Origin of the sequence: Aureimonas fodinaquatilis (assembly GCF_008369445.1) — a bacterium.
Taxonomy (GTDB): domain Bacteria; phylum Pseudomonadota; class Alphaproteobacteria; order Rhizobiales; family Rhizobiaceae; genus Aureimonas; species Aureimonas fodinaquatilis.
The window spans coordinates 657,961-672,558 of sequence record NZ_VTWH01000002.1 but is presented as its reverse complement, the minus strand read 5'-3'; the positions used below and the strand labels follow the sequence as shown (position 1 = coordinate 672,558).

Here is a 14,598-nt window from a genome sequence, read left to right as displayed (position 1 = left end):
TGTAATCCCATGAGCGAAACCTGTTTGACATTTGATCGTTTGGCGCTGGGATATGACCGCCGTGTGGTGCTGCACGATCTGACTGGCGAGCTCTGCAAAGGCTCATTAACGGCAGTTGTCGGGGCAAATGGCTCTGGAAAATCCACGCTGATGAAGGCGGTGGCTGGAATTCTGCAGCCAATGTCGGGCCTGTGCCGCCATGATGCTTCACGCATCGCCTATCTGCCTCAGCAGGCGGAGCTTGACCGGTCTTTTCCGGCGCAGGTGCATGAGCTTGTCGGTCTGGGGCTTTGGCCAAAGCGGGGGCTTCTTGGCTGGCACACAAAGCAGGACAAGCTGGCGATTGTCAGGGCATTGCACGCGGTGGGCATGGACGGGCTGGAAAACACCCCGATAGACGCGCTTTCCGGCGGGCAGCTGCAACGGTGCCTGTTTGCACGTGTGATCCTGCAGGATGCCGGGCTGATTTTGCTGGATGAGCCGTTCAATGCTGTCGATTCCGCCACCACGGCTGATCTTGTCCGGTTGATTCGTCATTGGCACGCGGAAGGCCGCACCATCATGGTGGTGGTGCATGACATTGAGCTGGTGCGGCGCCATTTTCCGCAAACTCTGCTGTTGGCCGGTCAGCCGATCGCGTGGGGCGAAACCGCGGATGTGCTGTGTGAAAAAAATCTTCGGCTGGCCCGACAGGTGGAAATGGACCGGGTTGCGGCCGCGCAAAATGCGTTTTGCGCATCGGGACATTACGCACAGGCTGCACAGTCATGACATTTTTGTATGAGCTTCTGATAACGCCGTTTGTGGATTTTGCCTTTATGCAAAGAGCGCTGGCGGGTGGCCTGCTGCTTGCTGCCAGCGCATGCCCCATCGGTGTGTTTCTGATGCTGCGGCGCATGAGCCTGACGGGTGACGCCATGGCGCACGCCATATTGCCGGGCGCGGCAGCGGGCTTCCTGCTGTTTGGTCTGCAAATCATTCCGATGACCCTTGGCGGAATGGCGGCAGGGGTTGTTGTGGCGCTTGTTTCCGGAGCGGTGGCTCGCTTCACCATTCAGAAAGAAGATTCCTCACTTGCGGCATTCTATCTGATTTCGCTGGCATTGGGGGTTATGCTTGTTTCCCTGCGCGGATCCAGCGTCGATCTGCTGCACGTGCTTTTCGGCACGGTGCTGGCGTTGAACAATGATGCGCTGGTGCTGATCGGGCTGGTCAATCTCGTGACTGTATCCATGTTGGCGATATTCTGGCGCGCACTGGTTGCAGAATGCATGGACCCGCTGTTTTTCCGCTCGGTTTCAGGCCTGGGAACGCCGGTGCACTTCGTCTTCCTCACTCTGGTCGTGCTGAATCTGGTCGGTGGCTTTCAGGCACTTGGCACGCTTCTGTCTGTGGGGTTGATGGTGCTTCCCGCTGCTGCAGCAAGGTTCTGGACCGTCAGGGTGTTGCCAATGTGCTTTCTTGCGGCGGGCTTTGGGGCAATATCCTGCGTTGCCGGTCTGCTGTTGTCCTATCACGGGTCTCTGCCTTCCGGCCCTTCGATCATTCTTTCCGCCGGAACAATCTACCTGGTTTCGATCGTGATTGGCACGCGCGGTGCGCTGAACATGCGTCTGCGCCGGGTCCGCTATTCCTGAGAGCGAAATGACAACTAAGGAGTTTTTGATGCGCATTTCATACCGCATGACAGCAGCTGTCAGTGCGTTGGCATTGTTTTCCGTATCCACCGGGTCTGCCAGGGCGGAACAGCTCAATGTTCTCGCCAGCTTTTCGATCATTGCCGATCTGGCGGCGAATGTGGGTGGAGAGCATGTTTCAATCACCACCCTGGTGGGGCCAAATGGTGACGCCCATGTTTATGAGCCGCGTCCTGCCGACGCCGCCGCTATGGCAAATGCAGATGTTGTTTTGACCAACGGCTTGCAGTTTGAAGGTTTTATCCCCCGGCTGGTCCAGGCAAGCGGCACGAAGGCGCCGATAGTGGAGCTGACAAAGGGCGGCGAAATGCTGAAGGGCGCCGACGATCACGACGATCATGGGCATGGCCATGAAGGGCATCACCATCATGGTGAGTTTGATCCGCATGCCTGGCAGTCTGTGCCAAATGCCTCTGTCTACGTGAAAAACATTGTCGAGGCTTTCTGTGCGGCGGATGCTTCAAGTTGCGATGTGTTTCGGACAAATGGCGAAGCCTATTTGCAGGAGCTGGCGGCTCTGGACGCTGAAATCCACGCTTCTCTTTCGCAGATTCCCGAGGCGCGTCGTATCGCCATCACCTCGCATGATGCTTTCGGATATTTTGCACATGAGTATGGCGTAACATTTCTGGCGGCAGAATCCGTGTCCACGGAGTCAGAGGTTTCAGCGGCCGAAATTGCGCAGCTGATAACGCTGGCACGTGAGAAACACGCGACTGCAATTTTCGTGGAAAACATCACCAACCCACGGTTGATTGAGCAGATTGCGGCTGAAACCGGAATTCAGGTTGGCGGAACGCTGTATTCAGACGCGCTTTCGGACGCCAACGGCCCGGCCGCCACATATGTAGAGATGATGCGGTTTAACGCCCAGCAGATGGCAAATGCCATGCGAGGACAATGATCAGCCGAACCACAAGGCGGGACTCCGCCCTTTTTTTGCCAACACTATGTAATGTAATAACATTTAATTGGAGTGAATGATGAGATTGTTGAAATGCTCAACCGCTTTGGCTTTTGCACTAGGATTTGCGGGCGCATCGCAAGCAGAAGAATTGCAGGCCTGGCGCTATTTTGTGTCCGATCATGCACAACCGTCCATCACCGTGGTGGATGCGGTGTCGAAACAGACGCTTGATACTCTCACCGTCAACGGCCCTGCCGCATTGCATCGCACGAGCAGCGGTGAAAGCGTGTTTGCCATTCAAGGCGCTGCTGGCGTCGTCAACGTCGTTTCGACCGGCATTTCGGTTCATGACCATGGCGACCATGGTGATCTGAAAGTGGAAGATGCGAGCCTGTTGGATGTCAGCTTTGCAGGCGCCAAACCATCGCACTTTGTTGAACATGGCGGCGCAATTGCGTTGTTTTTTGATGGGGAAGGAATTTCCCGCAATGTGATGGAAGACGCAGTGCTGCAAGGTGATGCGACCTTTGTTGAATATAAAACCAAAGCGCCTCACCATGGTGTGTCCGTGGCTTATGGTGATCACGTGCTGCTTTCAGAACCGAATGAAGAAAAGCCGGATGAATTGCCGGTCGGCATTCGCGTTGTGGATCGTGCGGGTGATATGGTGGGAGATGTTCACGCATGTCCCGATCTGCATGGGGAGGCATCATCCGGCAATCTCCTGGCATTTGCCTGTGCAACGGGGCTTTTGCTGGTAACCCATGGTGACAACGGGCCGCAGGTCCGTCATCTGCCATACGCGGAAGCCCTGCCGGCCGGCAAATCAACCACACTGATCGGTGGCCGGGGATTGCAGTATTTTCTGGGCAATTATGGGCCAGACAGGATTGTGCTGATAGACCCGGCCGAAGCGGAAGCATTCCGGCTGATTGAGCTTCCGGTCAGGCGGGTCCATTTTGCTGTTGATCCGGTGCGGTCAAAATTTGCCTATATTTTCACCGAGGATGGGCAGCTCCATCAGTTGGACGTGTTGAGCGGCACACTGGTTCAATCGCTCAAACTGACAGATCCATATTCAATGGATGGCCATTGGAGCGATCCACGGCCCAGAATTGCGGTTTCAGGCACAGAAATTGCAGTGACTGATCCGCTGAAAGGGCTCATTCATCTGGTCAACGCCGAGATATTCGAGCCAGCGGGTTCAATTTCGCTGGATGGCAAACCGTTCAACATCGTTGCTGTGGGCGGCTCCGGGGAAAAGCACGATCACTAAAGTTTTTCGTTGAGACGGCGTCGTCGCAACGGTCAGACGCTGTTTTCCGCAAGTGCAGACTGACCGGTTATCCGACATCAGAAAATGCAAAAGCCCGGATCTTTCGATCCGGGCTTCGCGGGGGGACCTCTTCGTCTGATCAGCGCACGCTGCCCACCAGCATCATGTCGCGATCGTCGTTAATCGCTGCCCATTTGCCCCAGTGCTTTTCAGACTGGCGCTTGATGTAGCGGTACGGTGTTTCCTTCCACTTCAAAACCCGGTCGTCCAGATTGTCGAGCACGAAGTCACCGCCGGTGGTGCGCACGGTCAGAACCGCATGACCTTCACCATTGGGTTGCTGGACAACTGTGATCAGCAGAGCAGAGCGGGGCAGGCCAGCCGTTTCCAGCATATGCTGCTTCAAAAGCGCATAATCCTCGCAGTCGCCTTCTGTGGTCGGATAGGACCAGAGCTCGGGTACATTGTGCATTTCCATATCCGTACGGGCGGTTATGGCGAAATTGACGGCACTGTTGACCTCAACCAGCATGTTCCACACGGCATCATTGAACCGGACCGAGTTGCCTGATGGATTTGCCTGGCATTGGGCCGGGTAGGACTGACAGAAGACATAGTGACCAATCGGCTGGCTGGTTGGCCCCATCACCGGCATATCCGCCTTGGCAACGCCCGGCAAAGTGAACAGGCTGACTGCGATGGCAATGGCTGCTTTGCGTAGAATGTTGATCACGATGGTTGTCTCCCGTCTTCGGAAACAACAATGACAGGGCCACTTTACCGGGAATCCAAAAACCGCCCGACAATCTGTCTTAAATCTGAATGGCTGCGTTCAGACCTTGTGCTTGCATTTTTTTGAACCACAAACGCGGCATTTTGGGCGCTTCGGTAAGGTCTTGTGAAGCTTAAGAAGGCGCAAATTCACAGAAGTTTCCAGCCCACCCGGACAATGGCGCAAATGCGGCTTCAAAAGTTAACGGCGGCCTGTGGATGGGATGAAACGCCGTTAACCAGACCGCGAAACCTGCACTCGGCAATTCCTAACGGGCAGGAAAGGGGTCTTAACAGGCCGCTAGGAGCGAGTTAACAACAGGCCTGAAAAAGCGTGATTCTGCCGGGTTTTGCAGCCGGTGTTTTTTGTCAAAGCCGCAAAACAGCCTTTATGAATGGTTGCAGAAAGCCACAATCGGGGCATCATTGCCGATATATTCAACCGGGAAACCCAGCGTGACACCGCAATATAGAACCGCCAACCCGCCCATCTTCAATATTCCGGGCATTATTCTTGGCGCTCTGGCGCTGATTGTCGGCATTCACCTCATCCGCGAATACGTGCTTTCGCCAAGCACGGACTTTAAGGTGCTGATCGATTTTTCGTTGATTCCGGGGTGCTACAATGTGCCGGTGCCCGATTGTGGGGAAAGGCTGCCGGGAGCAAATTTCTGGACACCTGTAACCTATGCCTTGCTGCATGCAAGCTGGGGGCATGTGGCTGCCAATGCGTTGTGGCTGCTGGCATTCGGCACGCCCGTTGCCCGCAGGCTGGGGGTCGCGCGTTTCATCGCCTTTTCGCTGGCCGGAGCACTGGGTGCCTCGGCCCTGTTCTATATTATGCAGCCAACTTTGTTGCAGCCGATGATCGGCGCATCCGGCGTGGTTTCTGCATTGATGGGGGGCGCCTGCCGGTTTGCATTGACCCTTCCCGGGCAACTGGGTTCTGCCGTGCATTCCTACGCGCCGCGGCTGACCGTGCAAGAATCACTGACCAACCGAACCGTGCTGATGTTCATTCTCATATTTTTTGGCACAAATCTTGCCATCGGTTCGGCAGGCTTCGCCGGTGGCAATACAATTGCCTGGGAGGCCCATCTCGGCGGGTTTGCGGTCGGTTTCCTGCTCTTTGGCTATTTCGATCCAGTTCGCACGCAGCGGTTTCGTTGAAACAAGCCCCTTGCCGAATGGCAGTGACTGACGCACCATTCAACAAAACAGAAGGTTGAATGGGAGGAAGACATGACGGTCAGGCAAATACTGGAAGAAAAAGGCAGGGATGTTGCCACGATTGACCCGCAATCAACTGTTGCCGATGCTGCGGCCATATTGTCTGAAAAAAGAATTGGAGCTCTGATCGCCACCGATGGCCACGGGCGTGTGACGGGCATTCTGTCCGAGCGCGATATTGTGCGTATCCTGGGCAGAGATGGCGCCGAGTGTCTGGGTCAAAGCGTTTCTGCCGTCATGACAACAAAAGTTATAACCGCGCGCGAAGACATGACAGTGGACGAGGTTATGGAATTGATGACCCGTGGCAGATTCCGCCACCTGCCTGTGTGTGAAGACGATGTTCTGGTCGGCGTTATTTCCATTGGCGACGTGGTGAAGCGACGTATCGAAACCGTGGAGCGTGAGGCGGAAGACATGCGCGCCTATATTCACACCGCTGCCGGATAAGGCATTCAAAGCGTCGTTCGATTGGCTGAGGTTTTAAATACCGGCTTGGCCGCATCGCCGTCCTATCGGCGGTCGAGACTTTCCTGCAACCGGGCGATTTCCGGCAGATGGCGCATTGTTTCAACATAGCCAAGTTCAATGGCTTCTTCTGCCCGGAAAAACTCGGACATGCCAATGTCGCGGACCCGGGGGTGTATGGCCAGGTCTGGCGGATCGCCTGCCAGCCGCGCCCTTGAAATGCGATCCTGAATAATGCCGAACGCATCCACCATTGAGCGAGCGATGCCGACCTTTTCCCGGCGCAACTCCGACTCCGACGTCAGAGCCTCTCCGTGCAGGTTTGGCGTCGGAGAACTTGCGCGCAGGCGCAAAACAGCAGCGCGGCCAAACAAGTCATAGTTCAGGTTAACGGCCACAACCAGCGGCTCTTCATATGCGCGGCAAACCGCAACGGGCACCGGATTGACCAGTGCGCCGTCCATTAGGCGTCTGCCGCCGCACTCTACCGGCAGAAACACACCAGGAAGCGCATAGGATGCCCGCATGGCCAGAACCATGGAGCCGGAATCCAGCCACACCTCGTGCCCGGTGCGCGCTTCGGTTGCCACGCAAACCAGTTTGCGCGGCAGATCATCAATCATGGTCTGGCCCAATGCCTCGATCAATCGGCGGTTGAGCCGCATGCCGCCAATCAGGCCTGCACCGGTTATGCTGAAATCCAGAAAGCGAATGAGGCCACGCCGTGTGAGGGAACAGGCGAACTCTTCCACTTCACGCAGTTTGCCGGCAAGGTAGCAGCCGCCCACCAGTGCGCCAATGGATGTGCCGGCAATCATGGTCACAGGAACCTGCGCTTCATCCAGCGCTTTCAACACGCCGATATGCGCCCAGCCGCGTGCTGCGCCACCACCCAAGGCAAGGGCTATGCCCCGGCGCGCCGGTTCCACTGGCACAATTGCCGTGGGCAGATTGGTCACTTGTTCGGGGCGCCGGAAAACACGTTTGAACATTGCGCGGCCTGCTATTTAAGTTTCTTGTTTTTGGCAGTTTCGAAACACTGCTCTAGCGTTTGCGCGGAAGACTTGTCACGAGCCTCGGCGTTCCATTCACCAACTCCACCTTGCGGTAAAAACATGTGCTGCGCCCTGTGTGGCAAGTTTCCTCAGGGCGCGCCACTTCCACTTTCAGCCAGACCGCGTCCTGGTCGCAGTCTATCCGCATTTCATGGATAGTTTGTAACGCGCCGGATGTTTCACCCTTTTTCCAGAGCGACTGGCGCGAACGGCTGAAATAGTGCGCAATGCCAGTCTGGATGGAAAGCTCCAGCGCCTGCGCGTTCATGTGCGCCAGCATCAGCAACTCGCCACTGCCCGCATCTGTTACCACTGCGGTTATAAGGCCGGCAGCATCAAAACGAGGCGTCAGCCGATCGCCTTCTTCAAGTTCCACAGACTGTTCGTTCATCGATTGAGAATCATGGATAGGAACCTGTCACGCTCGGCCTTGTCATCTTTGAAAACGCCGTAAAATGCGCTGGTGGATGTGGTTGAACCCTTGGTGCGAATGCCGCGCATGGACATGCACATATGTTCGGACTCGATCAACACCGCCACGCCGCGTGGGGCAAACGCGCTGTCAATGACCGCGGCGATTTCCTCTGTCATGGCTTCCTGCGTTTGCAGCCGCCGCGCAAACATGTCGACAACCCGGGCAATTTTGGAAAGGCCGAGCACGCTGCCATCCGGCATATAGGCAACATGCGCCTTGCCGATGATGGGCACCATGTGGTGTTCGCAATGCGAGGTGAAATCAATGTCTCGCACAAGAACCATGTCGTCATAGCCCGACACTTCGCTGAAGGTTCGGTTCAGAACCTCTGCCGGGTCCAGTTGATAGCCGCCATAGATTTCTTCATAGGCGCGCACAACGCGGGCAGGTGTTTCAATCAGCCCTTCGCGGCGCGGATCATCCCCGGCCCAGCGTATCAGCACTTCAACCGCAGCCTCTGCCTCTTCACGAGTGGGGCGTGCCGGTTTCTCCTGTCCGGGGAAACCGGAAAATTTGCTCAGAGTGGCGTCCATTTCAAACCCTTATCAGTCGCCCGCAAGCAAGACGTTTGCGAAGTCTGCCACCCCGGAACATGCCATTCAAATGGTGTTCCGGCCGGCCAATTATCCAGCGTCTGGCCAATCCATGCCAGAATACCTTATGTTTCCTGCTTCCGATGGTGCCAACTCGCTCTTATATACGGCGTCAGAGGCCCCGTGTGTAGGCCGTGAATGCGGATTTGGAAAAGCGCCGATGATTGACGAAATGTACAACAGCCGAATTCTCGAATTTGCGGGCAATATCGGGCGGATTGGCAAGCTGGAGTCACCCGACGCAACGGCAACCGCGCATTCGCGCCTGTGCGGCTCGACTGTAACAGTTTACCTGAAACTGCAAAATGGCGTGGTAACGGATTTTGCCCATGAAGTGCGGGCCTGCGCTCTTGGGCAGGCATCCTCCGCAATCATGGCCAATCACATCATTGGCTGTCGTGTTGATGAGTTGCAGCAGTTGCGCACAGACATGCTGGCAATGCTGAAGGAAAATGGGCCGCCGCCATCCGGGCGTTTTGCCGATTTGAAGTTTCTGGAGCCGGTGCGGGAGTTTCGTGCCAGGCACGCCTCAACAATGCTAACATTCGACGCGGTTGCTGCGGCATTGGATGAGTATGCAACCGCCACCCCGGCTGAGGTGGAGCCGCTTCAACTGCAGGAAAATGCGACAAAGCAGAAGCTTCCGCTGAAGCAGGTGGTCGAAAGCTCACCTGACTCAGCGTAGCAAGTAAGGCAGCCCGAACCATGGGTGATCAGCGCCTGAACCGGAACTACACTGGCCGCTTTCCCCGCACGCCAGCGCGCATTTTTGGACTGGCGGCAGTACGGCTTTACCAGATAACGCTTTCCCCGTTGATTGGCGGCCACTGCCGCCACATACCGACCTGTTCCGAATATGCCTATGAAGCAATTGCGCGGCATGGTTTGTGGCGAGGCGGCTGGCTTTCAGCGCGCCGGGTAGCCCGGTGCGGGCCTTTCGGCAAGGCAGGCCTGGACCCGGTGCCGCACACCTGCGGGAGGCACGATAAAGAACCTCACGCCTGATGCATCAGCACTCTTGCTCTTGCCGGTTGCAGTGGTAGAAAGCGGGCGCGGCGAACGTGCCTGCACAAGCAGTTCCAGAAATTGCGACATGACAAACTGTTTCGATCGATAAGCTTTCCCGCATGGTAGGCGGGGGTGAGCAGAAAGGACAATGATGATCGACCTTGAATTTCCCGATGGTTCCATTCGCCAGTATGAGGCAACTGCAACCGGTGCCGATGTGGCAGGCGGCATTTCCAAATCCCTGCTCAAAAAAGCAGTGGCCTATGCGCTGGATGGCGAACTGCGTGACCTTGCAGATCCGCTTGCACAGGCGGGCAAGCTGGAAATCATCACCCGAGACGATCCGCGTGCTCTGGAACTGATCCGCCACGATGCTGCGCACGTCATGGCCGAAGCAGTACAGGAAATCTGGCCCGGAACTCAGGTGACAATCGGCCCGGTTATCGAGAACGGTTTTTACTACGACTTTGCGAAGGAAACGCCATTCACGCCGGATGATCTGCCTGTCATCGAGAAAAAGATGCTGGAGATTATCCGCCGCAACGCGCCGTTTACCAAGCAGGTCTGGTCGCGGGAAAAGGCACGCGAAGTTTTTGCCAGCAAGGGTGAGGCTTATAAGGTCGAGCTGGTGGATGCCATCCCGGCAGGTCAGGACCTGAAGATTTATCATCAGGGTGAGTGGTTCGATCTTTGTCGCGGGCCGCATATGGCTGCAACCGGGCAGGTTGGCGAGCACTTCAAACTGATGAAGGTTGCGGGAGCATACTGGCGCGGCGATTCCAACAACCCGATGCTGACGCGCATTTACGGCACTGCATGGGCCACGGCCGAACAGTTGAATGCCTATCTGCACATGTTGGAAGAGGCAGAAAAGCGCGATCACAGACGGCTGGGCCGGGAAATGGACCTGTTTCATTTCCAGGAGGAAGGTCCGGGAGTTGTGTTCTGGCACGGCAAGGGCTGGCGGATTTTCCAGACTCTGGTGGCCTATATGCGTCGCCGCCTTGAACACACCTATGAAGAGGTGAACGCGCCGCAGGTCCTGGACAAATCACTCTGGGAAACATCCGGTCACTGGGGATGGTACCGGGACAACATGTTTCAGGTCACCGTTGCGTCGGAAGAAACGGAAGATGAGCGGGTCTTTGCCCTGAAGCCGATGAACTGCCCCGGGCATGTCATGATATTCAAGCATGGTCTCAAGTCTTACCGGGAACTGCCTATAAGACTTGCAGAATTCGGCAACGTACACCGGTATGAACCTTCGGGCGCATTGCATGGATTGATGCGGGTGCGCGGGTTTACGCAGGATGATGCGCATGTGTTCTGCACGGATGAGCAGATGGCTGCGGAATGTCTGCGGATCAACGACCTGATCCTGTCGGTCTACAAGGATTTCGGCTTTGAAGAGGTGGTGGTCAAGCTTTCCACCCGCCCGGAAAAGCGAGTGGGTTCCGACGAGCTGTGGGACCGCGCCGAAAGTGTGATGACAGATGTGCTCAAGACAATTGAGAGCCAGTCCGAAGGCCGGATCAAAACCGGAATTCTGCCAGGTGAGGGCGCATTTTATGGCCCGAAGTTTGAGTATACGCTGAAGGACGCCATCGGCCGTGAATGGCAGTGTGGCACCACTCAGGTGGACTTCAATCTGCCGGAGCGGTTCGGCGCATTCTACATTGATCAGGCGTCGGACAAACGCCAACCGGTTATGATCCACCGCGCCATTTGCGGCTCGATGGAGCGTTTCCTTGGCATATTGATTGAAAACTATGCCGGGCATTTTCCACTTTGGCTTGCGCCGGTGCAGATTGTCGTCGCCACGATCACGTCCGAAGCCGATAGCTATGGCCAGGAGGTGGCAGATATTCTGCAGCGTGCCGGTTTGCGCGTCGAGACGGACTTCCGCAACGAGAAAATCAACTACAAGGTTCGCGAGCATTCGCTGGCGAAGGTACCGGTTATTCTGGTTTGCGGCCGTCGTGAGGCTGAGGAGCGCTCGGTGAATATCCGGCGTCTTGGCTCCCGCGATCAGGAAGCAATGTCGCTCGACGCGGCGCTGAAACTGCTGGGTGACGAGGCTGTTGCACCGGATTTGAAACGCGCAGCGGCTGAGTAAATACGTTGAAGGGACCTTTCGCCCGATCCAATGATCGCACGAAAGGTCCCAAAATGTAGTTCGACAACAGTGGCTTGCTGTTCAAGCCTTGTGGTGAAAAACGCTCTCACGTTGTTGAAAAGACGCCGCTTTAATCTCCGGAACCCGCAGGCGGTTGCTGCAAGTCATCAGCCGCCTGTTCAAGTTCTTCAAAGGCGGGCACTGACTGGACCGGTGCATCATCGCCGCTGCCATTTTGAGCAGGTGAACCGTTGCTGTTGCCATTTCCGTTGGCCACAACTTCAACTTCCTCGTTCATACCTGCTGCGACATTGTATTCCATCTGGTAGATTCGGTCCTTGTTCTTGGCGACGATGACATATTCGCCTTCTGCCAGCACCATGGATGAGAATGCGCCAACGCTTTCACGGATGATGTCGCCCTGTGAGGATGAGATTGACCATGCAGTGTCGGCCAGCGCTTCTCCGCCGGATTCCCGAACCAGCTTGAGTGTTATTTCTGCTGCGCGCTGCTTGAGCCGGGCATCTGTAACACGGCCGCTTTCGACCCGGATTTCGGCACGGACAATGGCATTGACCGAGCCGTAATTGCACACAATGTAATAGTTTCCGGCGTTCAGCCGCACGACAACCCCGGCTTTGACATTATTGGCTATCAAGCGTCGGTTCTGAGATTGCTCTGCATCGGTATAGATATCAAATGTCAGCAACCGGGAGTCGATCAACTGTCCGTCGCCGGTCGTGGCGTTCAGCCGCAAACCACCAGCCTCGATCACCACTGTTTCCGTTGTGGGCAGCCCGGAAAACTCAATGCGTTTGGTGATGCCGGCGCGGCCATAACCGGCATGCAGCAGATAGGAGCCTGCGCCAACGTTGAAGTTTGCCTGGCCACCCTTGGCAACGCCAATCAACTGCAATTTGCCTTCGCGGTTCAGCCGTGTGGAAAACAGCCGCCACACCACACCATCCGGAATGGCGTCTCCATCCGCACCCAGCTTCGCCGTCAAAGTCAGGGCATTGGTGTCAATGCCTGTCGGCGCAAATGCATCATCGGGAAAGGCTGGCAGATTGGGTGCCGAAAAGCTGTTCAGATCGCTGTCCGGCATGTTTGGCAGTTCGATCGGGCGATATCTGCTGCGACCGGGCCCATCGGGTATGCCGAATTTTTCATTTAATGCGGCGTCGGGAATCCCAGAGGGTGAGGCATAGGCTCCTGGGCCATCACCATTGTCCTGCGCCCACGCACCAGTGCTGGCACCCAGAAACAGAAACGCTACCAGCGCCGCGAAATTTCGCACCTTCAACTCAATTCCTCTGACTTGCTCATGCTGTTTGCCGCTGTTTTGCCGCCATAATGGCGATATGGCGGACCTTTTTATGGCAGCGCAAGCAACCTCTTTCAAAATAGCGGAAAAAATGATGATTGAACCCGAAATATCATGGATTGAAAAAGGATTCGACCGCTGATGACGAATTTGAAAGAGCATCTGGCGACACGCCGTTCCATTCCGATTCCGGCATTGCGTGCGCCTGCGCCGGAAGGGGCAGAACTTGAAGAGATTTTGCGTCTGGCAGTTCGGGTTCCCGATCATGGCAAATTGGCGCCGTGGCGCGTAGTGGCCATTCGCGGGCAGGCGGCGCATAGGCTGGGCTTGGAAATGGCCGAACTGGCCACGCGCAAGGAGGGTGGGTTGAGCGATGCCCGCCGCGCTTTTGAAGAAGCACGCTTTTCACGCGCGCCGCTGGTGCTGGCTGTGATTTCCAAAGCGGCACCGCATTTCAAAATTCCGGAATGGGAGCAGCAACTGTCTGCCGGAGCGTTCACAATGAACCTCGTGCATGCGCTGAACGCCTTCGGTTATGCCGCAACCTGGATTACCGAATGGGTCACCTATGATGATGACGCAAAGGCAGCGCTGAGCATTTTGCCGGAAGAAAAGATTGTCGGGTTTCTGTATGTCGGAACCCCGGGTGAACCTCCGGTGGAGCGTCCAAGGCCTGATGTTGCTGATGTTCTGACAATTCTGGAAGACTGATCCGCATATCAGACAGTTTCAGGCGATCTCCTGATCGCCAGAAACTGTTCCGCTATTTTTAGTGTCGCATTGTCTTGCAGTTGAAACGCAACCGCACAAGGCGAAATGCCTAGTAGCGGAACTGCTCGGCCAGAATACGCTCATCCCAGCTGTGGTCCCGATCAAACAATATGACGCATCGGGACCGGCGCTCTTCCCTGATTTGAATGCGCCGAATGGATTTGACTTCATAGTGGTCGGCCACGGCATTGACGGGCCGTTTGCACGGTTCCAGAACCTCTATGTCCACGGTTTGCCGATTGGGCAACAGCGCGCCGCGCCAACGTCGCGGGCGAAAAGGGCTCACTGGGGTCAGTGCCAGCAGTGGCGCATCAATGGGAATAATTGGCCCTGCTGCGGACAGGTTGTAGGCCGTGGAACCGGTGGGCGTGGCCACCATAACGCCATCACAGGCCAATTCTTCCAGCCGCACCTGCTGATCGATGGAAATTCGCAGCCGTGCTATCTGGTAAGACTGGCGGAACAGCGCAACTTCGTTGATGGCCAGCGCTTCGTGCTCATTGCCGTTTTCATCCACCGCGGTCATGTGCAGCGGATGAATGACGCTGCGCAGGGCGTGGGCCAAACGCTCCGGTAGCCCTTCCTCGCGATAGGCATTCATCAGAAAACCCACCGTGCCGCGGTTCATACCGTAAATTGCCTTGCCGCTGTTCATGAAGCGGTGCAGCACCTGCAGCATGAAACCATCACCGCCCAGCGCAACGATAATGTTGGCATCGTCCGGCGTTTGAGCACCGTAAAGCCTTTCCAGCCGCTGCACTGCGTTCTGGGCTTCGGGTGTTTCAGAAGCATGGAAAGAGAAGCTGGAAATGGTGCCTCGCAAAAACTGGCCATCGATTCGTTGGAACTATTCTTGGTAATCAATCAACGGCCAGTGTCAAATTGCGGGCTGGTCAAAAAACCGGAT

At 56.1% G+C, this 14,598-nt stretch carries 15 protein-coding genes and 1 pseudogene; 10 read left to right on the top strand and 6 right to left on the bottom strand.

Translation table 11 applies throughout. From position 1 onward, the window contains the following. The first annotated feature begins 9 nt into the window (after window positions 1–9). The 4 genes from aztA (at window position 10) to aztD (ending at window position 3,880) form a co-directional block, all read left to right on the top strand. Entirely contained in the window at window positions 10–771 is a 762-nt protein-coding gene (aztA, locus tag FPY71_RS09140; protein ID WP_149299816.1) for a zinc ABC transporter ATP-binding protein AztA, read from the top strand. Then, window positions 768–1,637 carry a zinc ABC transporter permease AztB gene (gene aztB, locus FPY71_RS09135; protein WP_149299814.1) on the top strand — a complete coding sequence of 290 codons (870 nt, stop codon included), beginning with the start codon at window positions 768–770 and terminating at the stop codon, window positions 1,635–1,637. Before aztA ends, aztB begins: the two co-directional genes overlap by 4 nt. A 28-nt stretch (window positions 1,638–1,665) precedes the next feature. Beyond that, window positions 1,666–2,601: a metal ABC transporter solute-binding protein, Zn/Mn family gene (locus tag FPY71_RS09130; protein WP_149299813.1), complete on the top strand. Its 936-nt coding sequence runs from the start codon at window positions 1,666–1,668 to the stop codon at window positions 2,599–2,601. Window positions 2,602–2,680: 79 nt separating this feature from the next. Continuing rightward, entirely contained in the window at window positions 2,681–3,880 is a 1,200-nt protein-coding gene (gene aztD, locus FPY71_RS09125) for a zinc metallochaperone AztD (RefSeq protein WP_342791259.1), read from the top strand. Window positions 3,881–4,019: 139 nt separating this feature from the next. Here aztD and FPY71_RS09120 read toward each other — a convergent pair whose 3' ends face one another. Next, on the bottom strand, window positions 4,020–4,613 hold the full coding sequence (locus tag FPY71_RS09120; protein WP_246160257.1) for a transglutaminase-like cysteine peptidase: 594 nt from the start codon (window positions 4,611–4,613) through the stop codon (window positions 4,020–4,022). A 494-nt stretch (window positions 4,614–5,107) separates the two neighbouring features. Between FPY71_RS09120 and FPY71_RS09115 the strand changes: the two genes are divergently transcribed. Together FPY71_RS09115 and FPY71_RS09110 are read left to right on the top strand one after the other, a co-directional pair. Beyond that, window positions 5,108–5,821 (top strand): rhomboid family intramembrane serine protease, encoded by a 714-nt coding sequence (locus FPY71_RS09115; protein ID WP_246160255.1) that lies wholly within the window; start codon window positions 5,108–5,110, stop codon window positions 5,819–5,821. A 72-nt stretch (window positions 5,822–5,893) separates the two neighbouring features. Next, window positions 5,894–6,331, top strand: a complete 438-nt coding sequence (locus tag FPY71_RS09110; protein ID WP_149299807.1) for a CBS domain-containing protein — start codon at window positions 5,894–5,896, stop codon at window positions 6,329–6,331. A 62-nt stretch (window positions 6,332–6,393) separates the two neighbouring features. Here the strand turns inward: FPY71_RS09110 and FPY71_RS09105 are convergent, their stop codons facing one another. From FPY71_RS09105 to folE, 3 genes are read right to left on the bottom strand one after another with little or no spacing between them, the layout of a single operon-like run. After that, window positions 6,394–7,341 (bottom strand): patatin-like phospholipase family protein, encoded by a 948-nt coding sequence (locus FPY71_RS09105; RefSeq protein WP_149299806.1) that lies wholly within the window; start codon window positions 7,339–7,341, stop codon window positions 6,394–6,396. A gap of 52 nt (window positions 7,342–7,393) precedes the next feature. Beyond that, window positions 7,394–7,795 carry a phosphoribosyl-AMP cyclohydrolase gene (hisI, locus tag FPY71_RS09100; RefSeq protein ID WP_149299804.1) on the bottom strand — a complete coding sequence of 134 codons (402 nt, stop codon included), beginning with the start codon at window positions 7,793–7,795 and terminating at the stop codon, window positions 7,394–7,396. Then, the gene (gene folE / locus FPY71_RS09095; protein WP_149299802.1) at window positions 7,792–8,412 is read right to left on the bottom strand and encodes a GTP cyclohydrolase I FolE; all 621 of its coding nucleotides are present in this window, start codon (window positions 8,410–8,412) and stop codon (window positions 7,792–7,794) included. The genes hisI and folE overlap by 4 nt, the downstream gene beginning before the upstream one ends. Before the next feature lie 220 nt (window positions 8,413–8,632). Here folE and FPY71_RS09090 point away from each other — a divergent pair. The 3 genes and pseudogenes from FPY71_RS09090 to thrS form a co-directional block, all read left to right on the top strand. Next, window positions 8,633–9,046, top strand: a pseudogene (locus tag FPY71_RS09090) (iron-sulfur cluster assembly scaffold protein); the annotation flags it as partial. A gap of 131 nt (window positions 9,047–9,177) precedes the next feature. Then, window positions 9,178–9,477: a membrane protein insertion efficiency factor YidD gene (gene yidD, locus FPY71_RS09085; protein WP_149299798.1), complete on the top strand. Its 300-nt coding sequence runs from the start codon at window positions 9,178–9,180 to the stop codon at window positions 9,475–9,477. A 154-nt stretch (window positions 9,478–9,631) separates the two neighbouring features. Further along, window positions 9,632–11,596, top strand: a complete 1,965-nt coding sequence (thrS, locus tag FPY71_RS09080) for a threonine--tRNA ligase (protein WP_425457879.1) — start codon at window positions 9,632–9,634, stop codon at window positions 11,594–11,596. 130 nt (window positions 11,597–11,726) lie between these two features. On the opposite strand, the gene FPY71_RS09075 is transcribed toward thrS, so the two are convergent. After that, window positions 11,727–12,893 (bottom strand): hypothetical protein, encoded by a 1,167-nt coding sequence (locus tag FPY71_RS09075; RefSeq protein ID WP_149299794.1) that lies wholly within the window; start codon window positions 12,891–12,893, stop codon window positions 11,727–11,729. A 168-nt stretch (window positions 12,894–13,061) separates the two neighbouring features. On the opposite strand from FPY71_RS09075, the gene FPY71_RS09070 reads away from it, so the two are divergent. Next, window positions 13,062–13,631: a nitroreductase family protein gene (locus tag FPY71_RS09070; protein ID WP_149299792.1), complete on the top strand. Its 570-nt coding sequence runs from the start codon at window positions 13,062–13,064 to the stop codon at window positions 13,629–13,631. Window positions 13,632–13,740: 109 nt separating this feature from the next. Here FPY71_RS09070 and FPY71_RS09065 read toward each other — a convergent pair whose 3' ends face one another. Continuing rightward, window positions 13,741–14,514 carry an NAD kinase gene (locus FPY71_RS09065; RefSeq protein WP_149299790.1) on the bottom strand — a complete coding sequence of 258 codons (774 nt, stop codon included), beginning with the start codon at window positions 14,512–14,514 and terminating at the stop codon, window positions 13,741–13,743. Between the last annotated feature and the right edge of the window lie 84 nt (window positions 14,515–14,598).